16 protein-coding genes and 2 tRNA genes are annotated in these 25,702 nt (G+C 28.0%); 7 read left to right on the top strand and 11 right to left on the bottom strand.

Annotation, left to right across the window (positions count from 1 at the left end; translation table 4 throughout):
- Window positions 1-233: 233 nt before the first annotated feature.
- From ACXYRP_RS02805 to ACXYRP_RS02785, 5 genes are all read left to right on the top strand, one after another.
- Complete coding sequence (locus ACXYRP_RS02805; RefSeq protein WP_435128813.1) at window positions 234-1,133, top strand: Cof-type HAD-IIB family hydrolase; 900 nt, start codon at window positions 234-236, stop codon at window positions 1,131-1,133.
- On the top strand, window positions 1,133-1,828 hold the full coding sequence (locus tag ACXYRP_RS02800) for a ribonuclease HIII (protein ID WP_458597938.1): 696 nt from the start codon (window positions 1,133-1,135) through the stop codon (window positions 1,826-1,828). The genes ACXYRP_RS02805 and ACXYRP_RS02800 overlap by 1 nt, the downstream gene beginning before the upstream one ends.
- A 70-nt stretch (window positions 1,829-1,898) precedes the next feature.
- Window positions 1,899-3,368, top strand: a complete 1,470-nt coding sequence (gene lysS / locus ACXYRP_RS02795) for a lysine--tRNA ligase (protein WP_458615171.1) — start codon at window positions 1,899-1,901, stop codon at window positions 3,366-3,368.
- A gap of 130 nt (window positions 3,369-3,498) precedes the next feature.
- A tRNA-His gene (locus ACXYRP_RS02790) sits at window positions 3,499-3,574 on the top strand.
- A 190-nt stretch (window positions 3,575-3,764) separates the two neighbouring features.
- Window positions 3,765-4,688 (top strand): site-specific integrase, encoded by a 924-nt coding sequence (locus tag ACXYRP_RS02785; protein WP_458614026.1) that lies wholly within the window; start codon window positions 3,765-3,767, stop codon window positions 4,686-4,688.
- Between the two features lie 78 nt (window positions 4,689-4,766).
- Here ACXYRP_RS02785 and ACXYRP_RS02780 read toward each other — a convergent pair whose 3' ends face one another.
- Window positions 4,767-6,017, bottom strand: coding sequence for a restriction endonuclease subunit S (locus ACXYRP_RS02780; RefSeq protein WP_458615170.1), 1,251 nt, complete (start codon window positions 6,015-6,017; stop codon window positions 4,767-4,769).
- A gap of 156 nt (window positions 6,018-6,173) precedes the next feature.
- A complete protein-coding gene (locus tag ACXYRP_RS02775) occupies window positions 6,174-6,512 on the bottom strand; it encodes a deoxynucleoside kinase (RefSeq protein WP_458615175.1) in 339 nt (112 codons plus the stop codon).
- Between the two features lie 283 nt (window positions 6,513-6,795).
- Between ACXYRP_RS02775 and ACXYRP_RS02770 the strand changes: the two genes are divergently transcribed.
- Window positions 6,796-6,871 (top strand) — tRNA-Thr (locus ACXYRP_RS02770).
- A 12-nt stretch (window positions 6,872-6,883) separates the two neighbouring features.
- On the opposite strand, the gene ACXYRP_RS02765 is transcribed toward ACXYRP_RS02770, so the two are convergent.
- The 9 genes from ACXYRP_RS02765 to ACXYRP_RS02725 form a co-directional block, all read right to left on the bottom strand.
- Window positions 6,884-7,195 (bottom strand): thioredoxin family protein, encoded by a 312-nt coding sequence (locus ACXYRP_RS02765; protein WP_458607379.1) that lies wholly within the window; start codon window positions 7,193-7,195, stop codon window positions 6,884-6,886.
- Between the two features lie 680 nt (window positions 7,196-7,875).
- A complete protein-coding gene (locus ACXYRP_RS02760) occupies window positions 7,876-7,998 on the bottom strand; it encodes an NINE protein (protein WP_458614829.1) in 123 nt (40 codons plus the stop codon).
- A gap of 140 nt (window positions 7,999-8,138) precedes the next feature.
- A complete protein-coding gene (locus tag ACXYRP_RS02755) occupies window positions 8,139-9,737 on the bottom strand; it encodes an ATP-binding cassette domain-containing protein (protein WP_458615169.1) in 1,599 nt (532 codons plus the stop codon).
- Window positions 9,737-11,299 (bottom strand): ATP-binding cassette domain-containing protein, encoded by a 1,563-nt coding sequence (locus ACXYRP_RS02750; protein WP_458615168.1) that lies wholly within the window; start codon window positions 11,297-11,299, stop codon window positions 9,737-9,739. Before ACXYRP_RS02750 ends, ACXYRP_RS02755 begins: the two co-directional genes overlap by 1 nt.
- Entirely contained in the window at window positions 11,283-13,154 is a 1,872-nt protein-coding gene (locus ACXYRP_RS02745; RefSeq protein WP_458615167.1) for a class III lanthionine synthetase LanKC N-terminal domain-containing protein, read from the bottom strand. Before ACXYRP_RS02745 ends, ACXYRP_RS02750 begins: the two co-directional genes overlap by 17 nt.
- 43 nt (window positions 13,155-13,197) lie before the next feature.
- Window positions 13,198-13,335, bottom strand: a complete 138-nt coding sequence (locus ACXYRP_RS02740) for a hypothetical protein (protein ID WP_458615166.1) — start codon at window positions 13,333-13,335, stop codon at window positions 13,198-13,200.
- A 243-nt stretch (window positions 13,336-13,578) separates the two neighbouring features.
- Window positions 13,579-13,740: a hypothetical protein gene (locus ACXYRP_RS02735; RefSeq protein WP_458615165.1), complete on the bottom strand. Its 162-nt coding sequence runs from the start codon at window positions 13,738-13,740 to the stop codon at window positions 13,579-13,581.
- Window positions 13,741-14,314: 574 nt separating this feature from the next.
- The gene (locus ACXYRP_RS02730) at window positions 14,315-18,247 is read right to left on the bottom strand and encodes an Ig-like domain-containing protein (RefSeq protein ID WP_458615164.1); all 3,933 of its coding nucleotides are present in this window, start codon (window positions 18,245-18,247) and stop codon (window positions 14,315-14,317) included.
- Window positions 18,248-18,530: 283 nt separating this feature from the next.
- The gene (locus tag ACXYRP_RS02725; RefSeq protein ID WP_458615163.1) at window positions 18,531-22,343 is read right to left on the bottom strand and encodes an Ig-like domain-containing protein; all 3,813 of its coding nucleotides are present in this window, start codon (window positions 22,341-22,343) and stop codon (window positions 18,531-18,533) included.
- A 612-nt stretch (window positions 22,344-22,955) separates the two neighbouring features.
- Between ACXYRP_RS02725 and ACXYRP_RS02720 the strand changes: the two genes are divergently transcribed.
- Window positions 22,956-25,652, top strand: a complete 2,697-nt coding sequence (locus tag ACXYRP_RS02720; protein WP_458615162.1) for an HsdM family class I SAM-dependent methyltransferase — start codon at window positions 22,956-22,958, stop codon at window positions 25,650-25,652.
- Window positions 25,653-25,702 lie beyond the last annotated feature (50 nt).

Raw genomic sequence — 25,702 nt, 5'->3', positions numbered from 1 at the left:
TATAGAATTTTTATTATAAAAGTTATCGATAAATAACATATAAGCCGTGATTAGAGCGTACAACTCTCCTGAGCTGGTCACGTAAAAAAAATTGGTCATATTGCGATATATGTTTCCAACTACTAAGTACACGGTTTATCAGCTGGATTTTTTAAATCCAAAATCTCAACAAAAATGTGTATAATTTAATATATTTAATTATTTAACTATAAACAAGATAAAAAAGGAGATAAATGGATAAGGAAACATATTTATTTGCCATTGACTTAGATGGTACAACATTGCAATCCAGTGCTACCGGGGAAGTGCACGAACAAACAAAAAATGCAATAAATCGTGCTGTTTCAGAAGGTCATATTGTATGTATTTTAACAGGTAGACCATGAAGAAGTACTAAAAGTATTTATGAGGCATTAAAATTGGATACTGTTGTTTCTAATTATAATGGAGCACACATTCACAGACCTTATGATGAAAGTTTTATCCCTTATATAAAATATTTAAACTTAAATGAAGCTCTTTATATTTTAGGTGATGAAAAAGTCCAGCAGGAAGTTTCTAATATTGCAATTGAAGGACCAGATTGAGTGCAATTACAACATCGTGATGAAGACTTAGAAAAAGTTTTTGGATTTTCTACAACAGCAAAATTAAAAATAGGTTTAGACTTTCATAAAATACCTTTAATGCCAACAGGAATAATTTTTGATGTGAAAAAAACAACAGATGTTGAATCATTAAGGCAATACTTAAAATCAAGATATGGTGATTTAGCAGAGTTTTCATATTGGTCAAAAGGGGAAGGATTAAGTCCTGTGTTTGATATGACTAATATTACTGCTAACAAAGGGAAAGCATTGAGTATGTTGATTCGTTACTATGATGTAAAAATTGAGAATACAGTTGCAATAGGAGATGGTTTTAATGATGTTCCTATGTTTAAGGTTGCTAATGTTTCTGTAGCTATGGGAAATTCAACTAGAGAAGTAAAAAGATATGCGACCGTAAAGATTGCAAAAACAAACAAAGATGGTGGAGTAGGTTGATATATAAATAAATTTTTAGATAATCCAGAACTTGAAAAAGCTAAATCTAATGAAAAACGCAGAAAGAGAAGTCAAGAGGAAGATTAGTGAGATTACTTGATGTTTTTAATCAATTATATAAAAATAAGGAGATAATAGGTATAGATGAAACAGGAGTAGGTGATTTTTTCACCCCAGTCATAGGTGTTTGTGCATTTTTACCTAATAATTTACATTTATGAGCAACTGAATTAGGTATAAAGGATTCAAAGTTATTAACTGATAATAGAATCCAGATATTAGCAAAGGAATTGATAAAAAAGATTCCATATACCAAATACGTACTCACTCAGAGTGGTTATAATAAGTTAGTATCAAAAAAATATAATGCAAATGAAATCAAATATTTTATTCATATGCATTGTTTAGAACATTTTTTTGACAAATATAACAATATAAATGTAAAAGATTTTGCAGTATTAGTTGATCAATATTCAACTTTTAACTCTATTTTAAAGTATCAAAAAAAATTTAATGAAATAAATTTATTTAATGATATTAATAAAAAAGATATTGATATTATTTATCAACCAAAAGCCGAATCTATAAATTTATCTGTTGCATGTGCATCGATAATAGCTCGTTATTATTTAATAGAGTATATGAATAAACAAAGAAGTGAATGAAATTATGAATTTGCTTATGGGGCAAGTTCAAAAGTAAAACAACAAGTGAAAGAGTTTGCTTTAAAACACGGTGAAGAGTCGTTAGAAAAAGTATGCAAAACCAGTTTTAAATTATAAAGCGGCATTTTGCCGTTTTTTTATCAACAATTATAAAGATTTTGATAAAATAAATAAAAAGGAGAAATTAATGGAAAAATATAGTGAACAAGAACAAATTCGAAGAAAAAAACTACAAATATATGAACAATTAGGAGTTGAAGCATTTGCTAAAGCTGATAACCTAAAAGAACTTTCTTATTCAGATGATATTGAAAAAGCATACTCAAATGTAACAAAAGAACATCTTGAAGAAAAACCGCATTTTCTTGCTATCGCAGGACGTATTATGACTATGCGTGGACCTTTTATTTTATTGAAAGACTATCACGGAAAGATGCAGGTATATTTTAATAAAAAACAAGATGAACAATTAGCAAAATTAGTTGATACCTTAGATTTAGGTGATATTATCTATGTTGAAGGTAGTGTGATGAAGACAAACACAGGTGCTGTGACTGTTAAAGCAACACATATAAAATTACTTACAAAAGCATTAAAACCATTACCTGATAAATATCACGGACTAAGTGATGTAGAAGAAAGATATCGTAAAAGATATGTGGATTTAATTGTTAATGATGAAGTAAAAGATGTATTTTGAACCAGAACAAAAATTATTTCGCAAATTCGTAAATACTTTGATGCTCTAGAATATATGGAGGTTGAAACACCATTTTTAAATGATTATTTATCCGGTGCTGCTGCTCGTCCATTCACTACACATCATAATGCTCTTGATCAAGAATTCGTTCTTAGAATCGCAACAGAAATTCCTCTTAAAAAGTTGGTAGTAGGAGGAATTGACCGTGTTTATGAAATTGGACGTATATTCAGAAATGAAGGAATTGATACTACACATAACCCTGAATTTACTTCAATAGAGTTTTATGAAGCATACTCTAATTTAGAAGGAATGATGAATCGCACTGAAACATTATTGAAAACAATTGCAAGAAATCTCGGTAAAGAAAAAGTCATAAATAAAGGTGTAGAAATTGATTTATCAAAACCTTTTAAACGTCTAGATATGGTAGATGCGGTTTCTGAAGCAACTAATGTAGATTTTAGAAATATTTCACTTGAACAAGCAATAGAAGTAGCAAAAAACAATGGAGTAAAGATACAAAAATTCTTTAAATTAGGTCATATCATAAATGAACTATTTGAAGAATTAATCGAAAAAACCTTGATACAACCAACCTTTGTTTATGGACATCCAATTGAAATTTCTCCTTTAACAGTTAAATCAAAAGATCCAAGATTTACCGAACGTGCTGAATTATTTATAAATACCAAAGAATATGCAAATATGTATACTGAGTTGAGTGATCCAATTGATCAATTGCAAAGATTCCAAGAACAGTTACAAGAAAAAGAAAACGGAAATGACGAAGCAAGTGATATAGATTGAGATTTTGTTGATTCGTTAGAATATGGAATGCCACCTACTGGTGGATGTGGGATTGGAATTGATCGACTTACTATGTTATTTACTGAAAAAGATTCGATTCGCGATGTGCTTTTATTCCCTACATTAAAGAGAAAAAATCATAAATAAAAAAATTATATAGGTATAAAAATTTCATATTTTATTTTTATACCTATATAATAGACATAAAAAAACATAGTTATAAAACTATGTTTTTTGATATTTACGGTATAATATACTAGCAATAACCAAGATTATGGCGGTTGTGGTGAAGTGGTTAACACAGCGGGTTGTGGTCCCGTCATTCGCGGGTTCGAATCCCGTCAACCGCCCCATTGGTTATTTTTTATATCCTTTTTTTAACTTGTTAGTTTTAAGGAATTAAAAATTTAAAATCTCTGTATAATGTTTCTTTTGATAGATTAGTTATAAATTGAAAGTTGTAGTATATAATTTTATATCTTATTCTTTCTTTATCTCTATAATATGATTTTTACATAATATCCGTGGGTTAAAAGGAGAATAATGAAAAGAAAACCAGATATACTATTACACAAATTTTTTGAAAACTGAATCTTAGTATATAAAAAAGATTCAATAAGGGATGTTAGTTATAAAAAATATGAACTAACCTTAAGATGACTTATTAAACTAGCACCCAATCTTAAACTAAGTAATTTAGATCGCTATGTATATCAAAAATTATTAAACGAATATGCATTAACCCATGAAAGACAAACTACTATGGATTTTCATCATCATCTTAAGGGTTGCATATTGGATGCACTAGATGATGGTTATTTACAAAGCGATCCGACTCGAAAGGTAGTTATTAAAGGAAAAAATCCTAGAGAAAAAAGACAAAAATATCTTAATCAATTTCAACTGCAATTGCTTCTTAAAACACTAAAATTAGATTCACAATTAAACATAGATTGATTAATTTTGTTGATAGCTAAAACAGGATTAAGGTTTTCAGAAGCATTGGCTATTACACCAAAAGATTTTGATTTTGTTAGACAAAACTTGAATGTATCAAAGACTTGAAATTATAAAGAAAATGGTGGATTTCTTCCTACAAAAAATAAATCTTCAATTCGCAAGGTACAACTTGATTGAATGACAACATCACAGTTTGCAATGATAATAAAGGACTTAGATCCGGAAAAACCTATCTTTGTTTTCAAAGAACGAATTTACAATTCAACCATTAATGATACTTTGATTCGCAGGTGTAACAAAGCAAATGTTCCACCGATAACAATTCATGCTCTTAGACATACACATGCATCATTGTTGTTATATGCTGGGGTATCAATAGCTTCCGTTGCAAAGCGACTTGGTCATGCTAGTATGAATACTACCGAAAGAATTTATTTACATATCATTAATGAGTTAGAAAATAAAGATATCGATTTAGTGATGCGATCGATATCAAGTCTTATCTAAATTTTAAAACCCACGAAAATTAGGATATCAAAGAATGTTTTGATATCCTACATTTTGCAATATTTTGTGTGTTATAACCTAAACAAACATTTTTTCTAACATTTTTTTCTTAATATTTTTAATTATTTGCAACTTACGCTGATGAAGTGAAAGGATGGAGTCTAAAGAAGAGAAAAGTTGGGAGATTTTTTGTTGTTCAGGGAGGCTTGAAGTGATTTTGTGTGTAATATTTTTGACACTTGACCAATTTATATAAATTTGCGTTTTACCTTGTGAATCTCTTATGATTTTATTTCTATTTCTTTTGTAGTTCAGTAGGATGTAAGCAAAACTACTATTTATTTTATCATCTCTAGGTGATAATTTTTGAGTTCTTTGGTTATAAATAAAGGTATCGTCTTTGTCTATTAATAAGCATGAACCTATAATTTTTCCTTCAGGTGTCTTATCATTCATTATCATCGCTAAATCACCTTTTTTTAATATGTATTTAGAACTCTTTTCGTTTAAATCGATTCTCAATCCTTGATCTCTATAAGTAAAATTCTCTGCAAAACTCCCTATACTTATTACTTTATAAGGAGAAAAATTATCAAAATAATCCTCAAGCGATGTTCCACCATATGAATCAAAGAGCGATTCCAGAACCTCCTGTTCTCAAGCGTGAGTAAATTCAGAGAAACGAATATTAGGAAATTTTGAGTTTTGATTAGGAAACATTTTAGATAGCAAAGTTGACTTAATGTTCATTAAAAAGTCATATTTTTGCTGATGAAGCAAAAGGAGAGAATCTAAAGAAGAAAATATGCTTCCTATTAAAATATTTTCTCTTTCATTTGATGATTTTCAAATTTTTGCTTTATTAACCATCTCGCTACTTAAATTAGGTTGAGTTCCTGTTGATAATACTTTATTTCAGTGTCTTTTAAAATTTTTAAAAAATAAATTATAGAAATAAAAATCAAGCAATTTATTATTTTTTAAAATAAAACTAAAAATAGCTTGACTTGTTGCTAAATTTTCTTTATTAATCGCTATTTTTCCTATAGAAGCATAAATAGACATATTTAATGAATTTCTTGGAACCAATCAAGCGTTAGAGTTATTTAAACCTTCTTCAGAAATTCTTTTTTCTGTATTTTTTATAAGTTTTTCTGAATTTGTTATATCTTTAATAGTTAAAAAAGGTATATTTCCTGAATAATATTTTTTATTTGTTGTTAAAGGAGTCCCACCAGATTTACCTAAAACATAAATATCTTTAAAAAGTTGTTGTTCTCACTCATCTTCAAATCCATTAAACCTCAAACTAGGTACTTTTTTGTCCATTTCTATCCTTTCTTTTTATAATTATATTTAAAAATATCAATTTTTAAATAGACAAAAATTAGATATCATCTGATATCTATTTTTCGTAAACAAATCGATCTATAATTTTTGTTGCTTCTTTTAACACTTGATGGTCATCTAAATCATTTGTGTTAATTATTTTATAAGGAATATTATATTTTTCACCAATTTCTCAAACAAAGGACGATATAACTGATGTAATCTTTTAAAATAATCTATATTCAAATCAAAGTTTTTAATTTCAACATCTCTACCTCTTTTTAGGATGCGATTTTTAATTACATCAAAATCAGCATCTAAAAAAATTGCTAAATCAGGGTTATCTTTTAAATCTATAATATAATCGAACAAAGCATTAAATGCATTTAGATACTTTGTTGGTTTTTGCTCAAGTGTAACGGTTGCAAAAATATGATGTTCAACATTAAAGCGATCTAAGAAGATGTGGTGTCGTTTATGATTATGATTTTTTAAACTCTCATCGTTTCTTTACCAGTAAGTTGATATAAATAAAGATATATTCATAGATGCAATGCTCAAAAAACTTTATGAGAAATGAAAATTCGTTTCAAAATCAAAGATGCAAGAAATTTATTTTACTTCTGAGTCATATTAACCAAATCTTTAACAAAAAACAGTTAAGAATTTATTTCATTTCTTAACTGTTTTAAAAGTTGTAAAAAAGATAATATACAGACATAAAAGTCCAAAATTAATCTTTTATTTTATATCTAAAAATGGTATAATATCAGAAGTTGCCGTCATAGCTCAGCAGGCAGAGCACGTCCATGGTAAGGACGGGGTCGCTGGTTCAAGTCCAGTTGTCGGCACCATTTTTTATACCTTTATTTTAAATATTCTTGAATATCATTTTTTAATACATCATATGGTTTAAAACCAGTAAATTCTTTTACAAGTTTTCCGTTTCTGTATAATTTTGAATAAGGTATAGATTCAGTTCCTGATTCCTTAGCAAAAGCTCTATGAGTATCAATATTAACTCTTAAAACTTCAAAATTGTCTTTATCTGCTAACTCTTGTAAAGAACCCTTATACATTCTACATGGCCCACATCAGTCGGCATAGAAAACTACTAATCTGTCTCCTGGTTTTTGAAGTTCTGATAAAACTTCTTCTTTGTTTGATTCTCTTAACATATTTTTTGTTTCCTTTCTAATTTATATATTTATTATATACTAATTTTATAAAAAGTTAATTTTTTCGTATTTTTTTAGCTAAAAATTAACTTTTTATAAAATTAAATTTATTTTTAAGAACTTTACACAATCTTTATCTATACATATCATATTATCCAAAATAAAAATTATGATATTTTTTCACAAAATATAAATAAAAACTTGCTTAAAAATATCAAATTCTAATTATTATAACAAAATGTGAAATAATTATTATGGATGCAAGCAAAAATTAATAATTTAGTTCACTCGTTTTCAACCATTGTTTGTTTAATGTATAGATATCCTTGAAGTTTATATTCATAATATTATCGCTCCTTTCTTAATATTTGCGATATCCTTATTGATTTTTTACCCTTTTTATAATCGCATATCTTTCGTCTTTCGACTTGCTTGGATCCAAAATATCATTTTTTTACCTCCTTTGTAAAGATTTTTATATTATTCAATTTTTTATTTCTCGTTTTCAATTATTCGTAAAATTTATTATTGTTATTTTGTTTTATAAAAAATCAGTCCATATTAATGGACTGGTTTTATTTATTTGCTTCATTTTAAGAAAGCACCAGATTTATCAGTAAAACTTTCTGTAATTATCATGATGATATCTATTATTCATCATACAAAACTTACACCAAGAGTTATAAGATAAATAAAACTCCTGTTCCTGCTTTACCTACATAGAAACGATGTACTCCTATGACACCAAGAAAAATACATAGGATTAATGCAACTAAATTGCTTTTTGGAGACTGTATTGTCATTTTTTCCATTCTTTTTTGTGTTTTTCTTAATTATAAACAAAAAAACTGGTTGGTCGAAATCCGCTATATTTAAGATACTAAATATGGAAAATATATGAAAAGTAAATAAAATTCGGTTCACATGAACCGAAATTAATTTATTAACCTAACTTTATAACTTCATCAAATTTTTCTAATTTATCTGTATTTAAATGATGCGAAACTAGTAAAATTGTTTTAGATGATTCTAATAAAGTATTTAAAATCTTATCTGCTAAATCTTTATTTAAATTAGATAATGTTTCATCTAATAGCATCACATCCTTTTCTTGATAAAAACTTCTTGCAAGAGTTAATCTTTGTTTTTGTCCTAATGATAAATTATTATATGAATCAAAATCTTTATCCTTAAACTTCTGTATTACTTCTTCATCCATATATGCTTGTTTAAGTGCTTTTAGAACCTTTTCTTCGTTATTTTCAAGTAACGAAACATTATTAAATGGATTAACATCAAAAACAAAGTTTTCTGCATTCAAATAACTTAAATTATCTTTAATCGATGCATCAGTATAAGTTTTTACATCAGCATTATTAACTAATATTTGTCCTTGATAATCATTGATATTATTAATAAGTAAATTTAATAAAGTAGATTTTCCACAACCAGATGGCCCAATAATAGCATATTTTTTGCCTTTTTTAAAGGTATAATTGAAGTTATCAAATAAGAGTTTATTTTCATACCCAAAAGTTAAATTCTTAACTTGTATGCTTTCAACAGGTTGCATTTTTACATTCCCTCGATCTTTATCAAAGTTAAGTTGTAGCATTTTATATAAAACCCGTGATGCCAATACATATTTTAATCCATCAACCATTTTTGAAAAGTTGTCTTTACTATCATCCATTCCTTTTTTAAAGGTATATATTAAACCAATCGATATTGATAATGGATTTTTTATATATAAAAATCCTAACACAATTAAACCTACAATCACACCTATTTCAGTAATAGCATTTGATAAATTGTTATTTCAAACATTAATATTATCAAAATGATAAACTTTTTGATAATATTCTTTTACTTCATTTTCAATAAACTTATATAAGAGTTCTTGATTATTCGAAAAATATAATAATGAATATCTTTCTAAGTAGTAAGTTAATTTTGATGTTAATTCATTTAATACAAGTTGATTTTGCTCAACATATCAACTAATTTTTTTATAAAAGATAAAGTTGGGTAATGCTGATAAAAGTAAAATTCCTATTACAAAAGCAAATGCGATGATGTTGGATAATCCAAAGAAAATCAATATTACAGCTAAATTTATCGCAGTAGATAAAAAGTTTACAAGTGGAAGCAGTGAATTATATGCGATTGCATTTGCATTATTAAAAACTTGTTCAAAGGCTTGTTGCGATGAATAATTTGATTTTGTTTTCGAATCTGCTTGAAATAATTGGTTATAAAAGATTCTAGAAACTGATTTTGCTGTATATATCCCAAATTTATTTGAAAGCATATAATAAAAATAAGTGCTTATCGATGACATAATATATGCAGCCACAATTACAATTAATAAAATACCAAAACTTAAAAATGCATCATTTTTAACAAATGTGTATTGTCCGATAACAGCATTAACTGCATAACCTTCTAAGATAGATAAAACAAATTGAAAACTATTAACTATGATAGCAACCAAAACAAAAAACAAAAATGGTGTTTTTATTTTTGATATAACATTTTTCATTATGCTACCTCTAAATTAATTACCTCATCGTATGAACTAGTATCTTCAAGATGATGAGTGCAGTTAATTAATAATAAATCTGGATTTTGCATTAATTTATTAAATAAATCTTTTGTATTTTCTTTGTCAAGATTCGATGCTGCTTCATCTAAAATTAAAAGATTTTTGTTTCGGTAAAAATGACGAGCAAAATTTAATCTTTGTTTTTGCCCTGTAGATAAGGATGTGTCGCTTTCTATAACATAATCCAGGTTAAATTCGGTTAAATTAGCTTGTTTTAGAGCTAATTTAACTTGATCTTGCATATTTTCTTTTCATAAAGCAACATTATTGTATATACTATCATAAAATACATTCTCGTTGCTATTTAAATATGTAAATGAATTATTTCATACACTTACATCTATATCTTTGATTTCTTGATCGTTTACTTTAATGCTTCCATTATATCCATGAAGTTGCTTTAAAATTAAATTCAATAATGTAGACTTACCAGATCCAGATTTACCTACTATTGCATACTTTTTACCTTTATAAAAGGTAAAATTAAAGTCTTTAAAAATTACATTTTCTTCATAAGCAAAATTCAAATTAGTTATTCGAATTTTTTCTACATTTATCACTGCATTATCTTTGTTTGAAGCAACAAATTCACTACTAAAATCCTTTAAATAACTTTTATAAGCAATGTAATTTTGGTTTACATAAATTGTATAACGCAGTTGAATTGAAAGGGTGTAAAAGTAGCCAGGAACAGCAAATATTGCACCAAGTGGTTCATGTTGGTAGAAAATAAAGTAACCGATAATAAACATCATTAATATATATGAGATATATTGAAAACCACTATTGATTACTTCTAATTTGATAACGGTACTTTGTGTTTTATCCAAATCTTTTAATCATTTTTTTAATGTCACATCGATAAAATCAAATAATTTTTCAGGTTTATTTAAATATCATAAGAACTTAAATCCATTAAAGATATTTTGTAATGTTGCAACATGAGATTCCATTGAAAACATAAATTTCTTATGCATTCTCCCAGCAATTGTTGATAAAAAGAAAGGAAAAATAAATGAAATTAACAATATTGCAAGTCCGATTAAAGCAAATTTTCAACTTATCACAAACATAACAATTAAGGTTGCAACTTGCACAAAGACACCTATTACTGTATCAAAGAGACTTGTAAATAAAAATTCTTGTAGTTCTGGCACACGTTTGTTAATTCAAACTAGGTATCTACCTTCTTTGTTTTCAGTGACTTCATGCGATGACAAAGTAGAAATTTTCGAAACTGCTCCTTTAGTTAACAATGTGCTAACATATTGTTTTAATTTATTCTTCAGAAGTAGTTGCATCAATGTGGCAACTAAGAATATAACAGTTAAAGATATAACAACTATTAAATTTGTTTGAAATAATGCTTTATCACCACTTTTGATGCTATCAATCAATGAAGCAACAAAATAAACAACTATCGATGATGCAGCAACTGAGATAATACTAAAAATAAAGATATAAAACAACAAAGGTTTATTATTAAATAGTTTTTTCAACTTTCTCCTTTCTATATTTAAAGACTTTATAAAGCAGATGTAATCCTTGATACCCATTTCAAAAACTTGCATCTATTTCTCTTTTGTCATAATCAATGATCTTTTGATCCCTTAAACAAATGTTTATAAATGCTATATGCTTATTGATTTTATCATTATTAATGTTATATAATTCAACATAAAGATAATGCACTAATAAAATACCTGCATAACCGTTTGCTAAACCTATTTTTCTTGTAAATGATTTGAATAACTTATTAGAAATTAACATAATTTCTTCATCAAAGTCATGGATATTAAACTTATATTTAGCAAAAAGCAAAATATATAAAATTCCTGCACTTCCGTTTATTAAATATGGTGAATGATAATTTCCTGTATCATAAAACAGATTATAATCTAACTTTTCTTTTATAGATTTATATCATTTTTCAAGGACTAATTTTGCTTCATAACTTGTTTTTATATCAATAAGAACTTGTAAAATACTTTGGAAAGCAAAATTGCTATAAATTAATCTTAAATTTAGGTAATTAAATATATCAGTTATACTTGAAATCGCTGGTAATAAATCATTTTTATTGCCAAAGATTTCATTTATTATTTCAAGGTTATACAACGAATCAAAATGTTTAATAGTTAGTTTTCTATTAAATACTTTAAATAAAAAAATTGCAATGTTTAAGAGTTCATACGAGTTGTTCAAATAAAAAATGAGTGATAAATAATCTGATGGATCTAAGGAAGAATCTTTTTTATAATCAAATAGAAAATCTAATAACATATAGAAAATCTTCATTTTATCTGTAGAGTGTGTTAAATTATTAGTATTACAATAAGGATTTTTAACATTCATTGGTGATGAACTTTTATGATTTTGTGAATGTTCTAAATCAACAAAATAGAGCATCTTTTTATCTTCATTATAAAGAAAATTATCCATTTTCACATCGTTTAAAACAACTGAACTATATTTTAATGTATTAAAGAAACTTCTAAATGCATCAATTAAATCAATAACTTTATTTTGTTTTGCTTTATTAATATCATAAAGCAAATTATAATCATATTTATATAGATCTAGTTGTTTTCCATCGCAATATTTATATACATAAAAAATACTTTGTGAATTTCAGAATTTCTCAACATAAATCGGAAAATTCGGTATTTCTGATATTGATGCAATTATCGATTCTTTCTCTCTTGCTTTAAGGTTTTCGCCGTTTAAAAAGTATTTTTTACTTTCTTTTATAACATATTTTTGTTTATCCTTTGTTGCTAATCATATATTAGAAAATGAATCAAATGTTATTAAGCCTATTAAGTTATAACCATTAATTATTTTAGAATTTGGTTTACTGTAAAATAAATCTTTGATATCAGCAGGTTTATACATTTTTACAATTTTTTTATATTCATTTTCATCTTTTTTACTAATACTGCCATATCGATAATGAATAATACTCTTTTTATATTGCTTATCTGAATATGTTAAAGGTGCTTTAAATTCTTTTAAAATTGGATATAGATTAATAATTATTTCTTTTGCTTCTTTTGCACTTGTAGGATAAATAGTAATAAATTTACCAGTCAGATTGTTTAATTGTTTTTCAAATAAACTCTGATATAAAACCTTATAATTTTGGATATATTTAAAACTTATGTTATGAATCTTACAAAATGCAACTACTCGTTGCAGAATATCATTATAAGATTTTATATTAGTTGAAATATGTATTTTTCAACCTTTATCAGGTAGTTTTGCTTTAAGATATTTATAATATGCAAAAGTTTCATCATTATAAATATCTCATCTGTCATCAAACTTACCATAAAATCTTTTTATTTTAATCAAACTACTAATTTTGACTCCTTGTTTTATAAATCAATATAATAAATTATCATCTCGGAAATATTGGACAGATGATTGTGATAATTCTTTTTGATTCTAATGTAGCAACTTCAGATGAAGATTCAGCAAGTAAAATCTTTTCCATAGTATGTGGCTGTACTAAATTAAAGTTAAAAAGTTCCATTTTTTTCATTCCCCTTTCATTTTATAAGTTATATAAAATTACAATATTAGGGTTTTAAATATTGTATGAAATTTAATACAAAAGTATTGCAATAAAAACTTATAGTTTTAATTCAAATTTTCATATAACTTGGATGTATTATACCACATACGATCTTTATAGTTAAATATATTTTGAAATTTATTTAGCAATGTTTGCTAGTAGTTTTAAACCTCAGTATAATAATATAAAGAGTAAAATGATTTAAAGCTCAATAAGCACAATAAGCAAAATAAATGAAACAATTGCTATTATCGGAATAATCATTATAGAAAACATTGATAAACTTTGTATCGGTTTTCAAGGTCCATAGAACTTATGATTTTCAAACATTGATGCAGCCATTAAAATATGAGATGCAAACATAAAAAAATGCTGATGCAATCATTAATGTATATAATAATCCAATTAAAAATTGCACAAAACCTGTAATAAACGGAAATCATACAGAAAAGTTTTTTATTACATCAATTACAAACCAATAAAAATCATATAACGATCAAATACTGACAATTAAGAAAAATACCATCAGTATACAGGAAAATAAAATTCATATCCAACCATTTTCTTTGATATTATTTCCTAAATATATAATATAAATAACTATAAATGCCGTTTCAGCTGCAATATAGATAGCAATTAAAGTCAGTAAACTCACCTTATATGAAAATAACCATATTGTGGGATTCGGGATGATTCTTATCGCATTAAGTATGCTAATAACTAAGAAAACAATATTTATTATTGGTAAATAAACAAAAATTTCTATTGATTCAATTTTTTCTGTTGAGCCTTTTCAACTTTGTATATCAAAAAGGTTTTACAGAAACCCTCATAAATATTTAAAAGGTTCTGTAATTACCAATAATAAAATTTCCATAAAACAATTTTATCAAATCTACACAAACCATATAAATTTGATTCAAAAAAGTAGCATTTGCTACTTATTTGAATTCATTAATTTTTGTAAATCATCTCAGGCTTTTTGTAATTCAGTAAGTTTTGCTGTTTTGCTCATTCCATATACTTTATATGCCTTTGCATAAATTTCAGTTCCTTTAGTTAATGTATATTCACGATCAGCAAATTTTCTTAGCAATCTTCTGACTTTTTTACTAATATCACTGCGTTCTTTGATCAAAGCATCTGCTGTGTTAGTCTTAAACTTATAAGTTTTTGACATACTTCCATCATCAGATGTTACAACAACTGTTAGGGTTTCATCTTGATAAGATGTAAAAATATTAGCATTATTTGTTGCAGAAAATGTTAATAAGTTAAGACTTTGATCAACTGCTAATGTATAATCAGTAATTTCTGGATGTTCATTAAATCCTGGATAATTATTGTTTGCATATTTTACATTTAATGTAAAGGTGCTTTCTTTTGTTACATTTGTATCAGGTGATAACACTTGCAGTTCTTTAATAACTACTGCATCTGATCCATTCGGTAAAGTAAATTTTATTCTTACTGCATATGCATCAACTGGTTTAGCAAAGATTAACTCAGTATAATCATTTGGTTTAATAGTTGGGTTTTGGTTTTGTAAGGTGATGTGGGTTCAGGTACCAGTTTTTAAGTTTGTTGCAGTTGATGAATTATCATTCAGATTAGATAATTGAGTTTTTGTAGAATCGATTAATCCTGTGACTGCTGATGATAAATATTCGACACTAACAGTTGTAGGAATACCTACTTTCTTAGCATCATCAGCTGCTGCAAATCACACTTTAACTCGATCTATTTTAACTGATGCTGATGTGGTTGAACCAAAAGCTATACCAACATAATTTTCATTTACTTTTGCTGGTGTATCTTGTGTTTGTTTTACAGTTTCTCCATCTTGTGGTTCTGCAACAGTTGATACTTCCATTGATTGAGTCTTAGGTTCTAAAACTGTTGAACCATTACCTGAACTACCAGTTGAGGTTGAAGAATCAGTATGTGAACCTTCAGCACCACTATGTGTTGAATCTGTATGAGTTTTACTTTGCAAATCCTCATCAGTTGTTTGTCCTTCAATAGATTTTGCTGGAGAAGCAGAACCACCTTCTCCTGTTGTACCTGCATTTTCTTGTGTATTTTTACTTTCTTCTTGATTTGTTTTTTGTGCAGTTACATTATGCTTATTGCTTCAAACAGGAGTTGTTGTTGATGCATCAGCAGTTCCATCATTTAATGAATCTACATTATATGTTACAGTAGTAGAATTGTCACTTGATGTACTTGCACTCATAGTAGAAGAAGCAAATGCAGCAGGGAATAAACCGGAACTTCCTGATGTTTTTTGTGAAACAACAGTTGTTTTTGTGGCAGCAGTTCTCGGAACTTTACGTACATATAATTTTGCTGTTAAAGTTGTTCCTGTAACTGTTGCTGTTTTTTCAACAATCTGATCAGAATTTAATTCATCATCTGTTAAATTTTCAAATGTAACAGATTTAGTATATGAATTACCTAAATCATCATAAACAGTAACTGATGTAGGTAAGGTAGGAGCATATCCAGATAATGTTGCAATATGTGTATCTGCAACTTTGACCAAATCATGTACGGAAACAGCAGCAGTTACATCACGAGTAAATCCACGATATGACGCAGTTCCTTTATAAGTATAAAAACCTACTTTATCTGCTTTTTCTGGAACATTATCTCATGTTACATCAATTCATCTAGGATATTTATCACCTGGATAAATTGCTTCGATGTATTTAGGTAATGTTATATTATCACCTTTTAAAACATCAATAGTCTGTGTCTTAGCAACGGATAAATTATCCATATAAAAAGCATTTGAACCAGGTGTTTCATTAACATTAATATTTACTGGTGCAGATGTATAATCAACTCCTTGGTATTTTACTTTTAATACCACAGGTTGACTATTAGTAAAGTGTCTACCGACAAAGTGTCCATCTTGATAATCAAAGAAAATATTAGTTAAATTTGAATTAACTAATTCAAATTTAAATCCATCCTTATCTAATCACTCAGGAGTTATTTTACTTCCGTCTTCTAAAACTAATGAAACATCAACTGGTTGTGCTTGTCCAATGGTAATATCTGAAACCGAGAACGCTACAGTTTTTAATTTATTAATTAATTTATGAGTATATGTATATGTTTTTGTAACTCCAGTTTCCGATCATACAAAAGCATAATATTTTTTAGTAAACTTATCGATTTGAATGCTAAAAGTTTGCATTCTAGCTCTTGATGGATTTGGTAGGTTAAAATCTACTTCTGTCGGGAATCCATCTGTAAAACTACTACTTCCTTGATAATCTAATTTATCAGCTGTAAATGATGTCGATGTATCAGATGTAACTCCATTCCCTTTTACAACTATCGATTCTAATGAATCGCTGGCATCCTTTGTTCGATGTCCAGTAGTTTTTGTGGCACCATAAACAAATACTTCAAGTAATCCAAATACATATGATTTTGTCGGTACATCGGTTCTTGGATAATTAACATAATCAAAACGAACATATCTAGCATATACTTTTTCAAAAGTAATCTTATAGTTATTCTCATTATTTTCATTAGTAATTCCGACAGTAGATGAATTTACTAATGTAAAATCAGAATATTTTGATTGATTAAATACCCGATGGAAATTAACTCCATCTTCTGAAGTTGAAATATATAGACTTTTCGGCCCATTTGTTCCAGTATTATAATCAGCAAACATAAATAACTTAACACCACCTATATCTTGCGCAGTCTTTAAATCTATTGTAATTTGACCTGTCTGAGCATTCGCTTGACGATCACCTACTCAGTTATTAGAATTATTATTTCTGTTATTTCAAGTTCCATCAACTATTTTTTCTATACCAGTTTGTGCTGGGACAGCTGTTGCAGTTGCGTGGTTGGAATCAGATGATGTTGTATCTACAATATTTTGTGTTCCTGTAGTGTAATAACTATCAATAACCTTTAAATAAGCAGTAACTTCTTTATCAGCATAAGCATTTAAATGTCCTTTGATTTGGATATCACTTGATGTTCCGTTTGCAGTTGAAACATTAGTTGTAGAATTTCAAGTTACAGCTTCTGGTTTACTATCATATTTAGAAAACACATTTACTGTTGCAGGCAAACTAATTGAATCATTTTCATATACCGTTATATAAGGACTTTCGACTTGATATGCATTTTCAAAGGTATATACTTCATATTCTTTTACAAATGATTTACCATCAACTGTCGCAGTTATTTGGTAGACTGCGGCTCTGGTTTTATCAACCTTAGCACTATCTCATGTAACATCAACTTCCTTTTTACTTCCATCACTATAAATAGCATTAACTTTAAGAGGTAAAACAAGTTCTTTCATTATTTCACTATGTAAATTATTTGCATCTATATCTAAAATACTTGCAGGTTGTTTAGAAGTTTGTTCTTCATCTAAATCATCTGTATCACTAGGATTTTGTTCATTAGCATTACCAGGGGGTGTGGTTTGGTTTTCACTACCATTACCAGGTTTTGTTTCAACATTTCCTTCGCCGCTACCTGAATTTTGTCCACCATTTTCTGGTGGTGTAGTTTGTGAACCTGTCCCTGAACCATCACCTGGTTTATCACCGCTTTCGTTAGAACCACCTGGATTTTGTGTTTGTGAACCATCCCCTTGTCCTGGTTTAGTTTGTTCTCCAGGATTGGTTGTTCCACCATCACTTGGTTTGCTTCCTTCGTCAGGCGGGGTTTGATCTCCTGGTTTGGGTTGTTCACCTGGTGTTTTTCCTTCTTCAGGTGTTTTAGGTTTAGTAGTTGAACTTTGACTTCCACAACTAGCTGCTATCGCTGTGGTAGAAGCAGATATAAATAAAAGAGATGTAAGTAATTTATTTCTTTTTCACATAATTATTCCTTTTACATTATTTGAATATTTATAAAATTTTATTTTCTAGTAAATTTGTTTTATTACAAAAAAATGTTTTTGAAAATAAAACACTTTCTATTTTATTTAAATTTTTGAATTGTTTTTTTTTTTTTTTGTTTTTATCTAATTTTAAAAGATAAAACTGCAAAATTTTCTTATATTTTCATTATCCTGGCTTTTCATCAGTAAATATCGATATACTAAATTAACAAAAATATACAAAAACATCGCATTGTTTACAATGCGATGTGAATATTAATAATTAATCTTGTTTCATTAATGTTTCTAATTCATTTCAAGCTTTTTCTAAATCAGTAACTGATGCTGTTTTAGTCATGCCTCAAACCTTATACGCTTGTGCATATACTGCACTTCCTTTGGTAAGGGTATAGTTTTTGCTGGTAAAGTTGTTTAGTAAATATCAAACATTATCAACTACTTTTGATCTTCGTTCTGCTAGTGCATCAGCAGATGTAGTTTTAAATACAAATGTTTTAAAATTACTTGCATCTTCTGATGAAACAGTAACTGTTAAAGTTTCATCTTGTAAGGTTGTAAAGATATTAGCATTATTTGTAGCAGAAATACGTAATTTATCCAAACTTTGATCAGGTCATAAAGTATAAGTTGTAATATCTGCTTTTTCATTAAATCCTGGATAGTTATTTTGATCATATTTTACAGTTGTTTCAAAACTACTTTGTTTTGAAACATTTGTATTTGGAGCAAGAACTTGAAACTCTTTAATTTGCACTGAATTTTTATTGGTTGGGATGCTAAATTTTATTCTTACTGCATATGCATCAACTGGTTTAGCAAAGATTAACTCAGTATAATCATTTGGTTTAATAGTTGGGTTTTGGTTTTGTAAGGTGATGTGGGTTCAGGTACCAGTTTTTAAGTTTGTTGCAGTTGATGAACTATCATTTAGATTAGATAATTGAGTTTTTGTAGAATCGGTTAATCCTGTGACTGCTGATGATAAATATTCGACACTAACAGTTGTAGGAATACCTACTTTCTTAGCATCATCAGCTGCTGCAAATCATACTTTAACTCGATCTACTTTAACAGACTTAGATGTAGAATCCCCAAAAGCAACTCCAACATAGTTATCATTAGCAGTATTTGTTGTATCTGTATGTGTTTCGCTTTGTTTTACTGCTTTAGATTCTTCTGCTTTCGCAACAGATGCTACTTTTGAACCGCTTGAATGTCCATCTTGTTGTTTTTCTTCTTGATTATCTGTAGTGTCAGTTGCTGTTTGTGATGCTGTATGTTCTGTATTGGACTTACCAGAACCAGAATCTGAACTCCCTGCAGAACTAGCAGCTTGTGTTTTTGGTGTGCTTTCTGCTTCAGTATATTTATTACTTCAAACAGGAGTTGTCGTATTTGTTGCAGCAGTTCCATCATTTAATGAATCTACAGAATATGTGACAGCACTACTATCTTGTGATGTATTTGCACTCATAGTAGAAGAAGCGAATGCAGCAGGGAATAATGAAGTAGTTTGTCCTTGTGTAGTTGCAGGTTTTTGAGAGACAACGGAAGCTGTAGTGCTTTCGCCTCTAGCTACCTTAGCAACATATAATTTTGCTTTTAAATTTGTTCCAGCAACTATTGCTTCTTTCATCACAACATCAGTTGAATTAAGTTCATCATCAGATAATGTAGGGAATATAACAGCCCTTGTATATGCTCTACCTAAATCATCAAATACAGTAACAGTATTAGGTAAATCAGGTGCATATCCACTTAAAGTTGAAATATGAATATCTGAAACACTTTTAATATTATGCACAGTTACTGCTGCTGTTACAGTTCTAGTTAAGTTTCGATATGTTGCGGTTCCACTATAAGTAAAGAATCCAACATTATTTGCTGTTGTTGGAATATTATTTCATGTTACATCAACATATCTAGCATATTTATCTCCTGGATAAATTGCTTCGATGTATTTAGGTAAATTAATGCTATCACCTTTTAAAACATCTAAGGTTTGAGTTTTAGCAACTGCTAATTCATCCATTCTAAATGAGAAAGGAGAAGTAGGTGATTCTAAGACATTGATACTTACAGGTGCAGATGTATATGAAATTCCTTGATATGTTACTTTCATCACGACTTGTTGAGCATTAGTAAAGTGACGACCGATAAAATTACCACTTTGATAACTAAAGTATATATTTGGATTTTGATTATTTACTAAGTGAAATTCAATTCCATTTTTATCTAGGTCTTTTGGCTCTATCTTAGTGTTATCATTTGCGATTAAATTAAATATAACAGGTTGTGCTTGTCCAATGGTAATGTCTGGAACTGAGAAAGCAACAGTGGTAAGTTTTTTGGTATCGGTAAGTAATCTATGAGTATAAGTATATGTTTTAACTTGTCCTGTTTCTGATCAAACTAATGCATATCATTTTTTAGTATTTGCATCAATTTGGATGCTAAAGGTTTGCACCCTTGCACGACTTGGTTGTGGTAAGTTAAAATCTACTTCGGTTGGGAAATTATCACTAGGACTACTGGTTCCGTTATAATCAAGTTTGTCAGGTGAAAATAATGTGGATGTATCTGTTGTTATACCATGTCCTTTAACAACAATAGAATCAAGTGAGTTACTACTATCTTTGTCTCTATGTCCTTGTGCTTTGGTTGCACCATATACAAACACTTCTCTTAAACCAAAAACATAATTATGAGTATCATCACGTGGATAGTTTTCATAATCAAAACGAATATATTGTGCATTAACTTTTTCAAAAGTTATTACATAGTTGTTGCTATTATTAGCATCTTGTATATTAGCAGATGTATTTAATGCGAAGTTATCACTTTTACTTTGATTAAATACCCGATGGAATGTTTGTCCATCTTCTGATGTGGAAATATATAAGTATTTTGGTCCGTTATTACCTGTATTAAAATCAGCAAACATAAATAACTTAACACCAGCAATATCTTGTTTTCTTTTTAAATCAATTGTTATTTGTCCTGTTTTAGCATCTGCTTGACGATCTCCTGCATAGTTGGTAAATCTATTTTCACTATTATTTCAAGTTCCATCAACTATATTGGTAATAGCATCGCCAGAACCAGTTTTAGCAGGTTTAACAGTCGCTGTTGCATGATTGACATCAGATGCATTAGTATCTACAATGTTAGTAGATGTATTAGTTGTATAGTTATTATCTACAACTTTTAAGTATGCTGTTACGGGTCTATTAGTATAGTCTTTTAGATGTCCTTGGATTGTGATATCTTGCTGTGTACCTTTTGCTGTTGAAACTGATGAATGCTCATTTCATACAACAGGTTCATTAAATGTACCAAATTTAGAGATGACTTTAACTGTTTCAGGTAAGGTTACTTTATCATTCTCATATACTGTAATATAAGGATTTTCTATCTGAAAAGCACTTTCATTATATACTTCATATTCTTTTACAAATTGCTTACCTGCAACTGTTCCAGTAATTTGATAAACAGCAGGAGTTTCCTTTTTAATTTTTGATATTTCTCATGAAACAGGAACTTCCTTAGTTGTTCCATCACTATAGTATGCTTGCACTGTATATGGTAATGAAAGTTCTTTGTTCACTTGACTGTATAAATTGTTTGCATCGATTGCTACAACACTAGCAGCTTCTTTTTTAGGAACAACTGGTTCCTGTGTTCGATTTGTTCCTGAACCATCTGGGTTTCCTGAGCCAGACTTTGTTCCGTCTTCTGGTGTTGTAGTACCTGTCCCTGAACCATCACTAGGTTTATTCCCGCTTTCACCAGAACCACCTGGATTTTGTGTTTGTGAACCATCTCCTTGTCCTGGTTTAGTTTCTTCTCCAGGATTGGTTGTTTCACCACCTGGTTTTGGTGTTCCATCGCTAGGTTTGCTTCCTTCATCAGGTGGGATTTGATTACCTGGTTTAGTTTGCTCACTTGGTGGTGTTTCTTTTCCTGGTGTTTCCGGTTTAGCAGCAGGTGTTTGACTGCCACAACTTACTGCTATCGCTGTTGTAGAAGCAGATATAAATAAAAGAGATGTAAGTAATTTATTTCTTTTTCTCATTTTTTCCTTTCTTATTATTAAGTTAGATGATTTACAAATCATCTATTTATACTATTTAATAGAAAATATGTTTTATATTTAAAATAATCAAATAAACACTTTTAATTTTATTTAAATTTTTGAATTGTTTTTTTTTTTTTTTTGTTTTTATATTATTTTTGAGAATAAAACTGGAAATTTTTATTTTCTTTTCATTATTAGGTTGTTTAACATACATAAAATTTATATTTGCTTATATTTATATTAAAGAACAATAGAGATAATATTCAATATAAAGAAACGAAAATATTTAAATCTTAGTAGTTTAGTAAACTATTTTATTTGTGATTAAGCTACATTTTTTCGGGGCACCAACGCACTAAAAGAAACGATCAAATTCTTTTTCCTAATACCTTAATATTTGGTATTTAAGAGAAAGATTATATTTTTCTTGGTTTTTTACAAAACTATGATATTATTATTAAGAACCTTGTTTAAGACAAGAATGAAAGACTTATAGGTCTTACTGCTTGAGATAACCCTCCTTTCACATAATAATTCAGAGACATATGTCTCTTTTTTTTACCTTTTTAAACCGTTATATCAAAATCATATATAATTAGAAAGATACTTATGGATGCAATATACTTAAACACTTTATTAAATACTTTTCCTTTGTTTTCAAAAGAAGATGGTGTTGTAACAATCAGAATCAAGAATGCTATTATTAAAATAGATTTAAATAATGAAAAATGAAGTATAGAAAACTTTAAAAACTTTGGACACCAAAGGATTTTTGATTTAAGCAAAAATGAAAATTGATCCGTTTTGATGTTAGTTGCTTCTCTGTTAGAAAAAGGATATAAGAAATCACAAATATATTTAGAAAAAAGTTGAAAACTCGGTCATAACACATCAGGTTTTGCAGATGTAGTTGTATCAAAAGATGCAAAACCTTATTATATTTTTGAAGTAAAAGATATAAACTCAATCCATAAATATATCAATCATAAATATGCTAAACATACTATGCAAATATTTAGTTATCTTTTTCAAGATAAAAACATCAAGGTTGGCAGTTACTACACCTATAACTTTATAAATCAAAGTCACCAATTTTTTAATATTTTTATAAACGATATTTTAACAAAAGCAGAATCAACTGAATCAATGTATGAAATATGAAACAAACAATGAGATATAAGTAATTTTGTTTTCAATAACAATCTCTTTGAAGCAGAATTTCAAGTAATTAAATATCATCAATTAAAAAAAATAGATTCTGATGCGGTGAAACTTATTTTTAACCAGTTTTTAAGCATTCTTAGACAAAATAGTGTTTCTGATAAATCTAATGCATTTGATAAGATGATTAATATTTTTATTGCAAAAGTATATGATGAAATTTTAGAAGATAGTAATTTTGAAATAGATGGACAAAAAATTAATGGGATGCAATTTCAATTCATCAATAATATTGATAATGATTTAAGTTTTCTTAAAAGATTAAATGATTTATACAAAAATGGTATGAATTATTGTATGAAAAAACAAATTATTGACTACTCTGATTCGGAAATTGAATCAATCATTGAAAATAATGATAATAAACAAAAACTCCGTCAAGTTATAGATGATTTGCGATTAAAGAAAAATAATGCTTTTTCCTTCATTGAAGTTTTTGATGATAAAACATTTATCGAAAACAACGGTGTTTTAAAAGAAATGGTTTTATTACTGCAATCATATAAATTTAAATACAACAACAAACACCAATTTTTAGGGGACTTTTTCGAAGAACTTCTTAACACATCTTGAAAACAAGAATCTGGACAATTCTTTACTCCAATGCCGATAGTAGAATTTATGGTTAACTCCCTACCTATTGAAACAATTATTAAATCTAAGTTAGAACAAAGAAATATAGATTTTATTCCTAAAATGATTGATTACGCTAGTGGAAGTGGACACTTTTTGGTTTCGTATATGGATTATATCGAAAATGTTATCCAAAAACTTCAACCAAATTATACATCTGCTATAAATAAACTGATTCAAAGTTATCAAGTTAACCCGTTTAGTTGAGCAAATGAGCATGTTATTGGGATAGAAAAAGATTATCGATTGGCAAAGACATCTAAAATATCTACATTTTTAAATGGGGATGGTGAAGCACAAATTATTAATGCGGATGGAATTAATAAATTTAATTCTATTGAATTTATTAATAGTCCTTTATACACCGAGAAAACTTTCAATCCTTTTTTTGATTTTGTTATCGCAAATCCTCCTTTTTCTGTTGCCGGTTTTTTAAAAAATGTTTTAAAAAACAATGTATCTAGTGAAGATTTTAGTTTACTGAAAACCTTGGATGCTAAAAGTAGTGAAATAGAAGTATTATTCATTGAAAGAACTTATCAGTTGCTTAAAGATGATGCTTATGCAGCTATAATTCTACCTAGATCTTTTTTAACAGCCGCACAATATGCAACAGCACGCGAATTTGTTTTAACACACTTTAAGATTAGAGCAATTTTTGAATCAGCTGATATAACTTTTAGTGGTACTACAACATCTCCAATTATCTTGTTTATGCAAAAACAAGAAAAGGTAGAGTTAAATTATAATATATTAGTTATTAACTCGCCTAAAACTTTGTTTGGTAGCAATAATGCCGAAAAAGAATTTTTAGGTTATGAATTTAGCACTAATCGAAATAAACTAGGAATAACCCTACTAAATGATAATTTAAAGCAAAATTATGCTCCAATTGTTAAAGAATTTCTTACCAGAAATACTACAAGTAAGTTAAATAAGTTTACTTTTATTAAAAATATTAATCAGATGTTGTTGTTAGATAAAGATCAAAAACGTATTATTTATCCAAGATTTAACAAACCGAAAACTGGTTATATCAGTATCAACGATATCGCTGATGTAATTAATCCTGTTTATGATAAAAATGTAAATTATAAATACTTAGAAATATCAGATATCCAAAATGGTAAAATTAAACATGAAAATAATAAAAATAAAAAATCATCAAAAGTTGCTTTAAAAGGTGATATTGTCTTTTCAAGTCTACCGAATGCTAAAAAAATAGCTATCGCAGATGATAATTATTTTGTGTCCGCTGCTATATATGTAATAAGAATTACAGATAAGAAAATCAGAGATAATTTTTATAACTATATTTATAATAATACTAACAATATTATCTATGATATGAATGTTTTATTAGATGGTTTCAAAATTACATATGCAAAAATCAGTGAGTATAATTTCAAAAATAATGTATTTATGCAAAAGGATTTGATTTTTAAAAAGTAGGATCGGTTTGTCAACACTATAATTAGTATATAGAATAAAATATAGCACCA

Source organism: Mycoplasma sp. 5912 (genome assembly GCF_054353835.1).
Note: the sequence above shows the minus strand (reverse complement) of the source record. Positions and strands in the feature narration are given on the sequence as shown.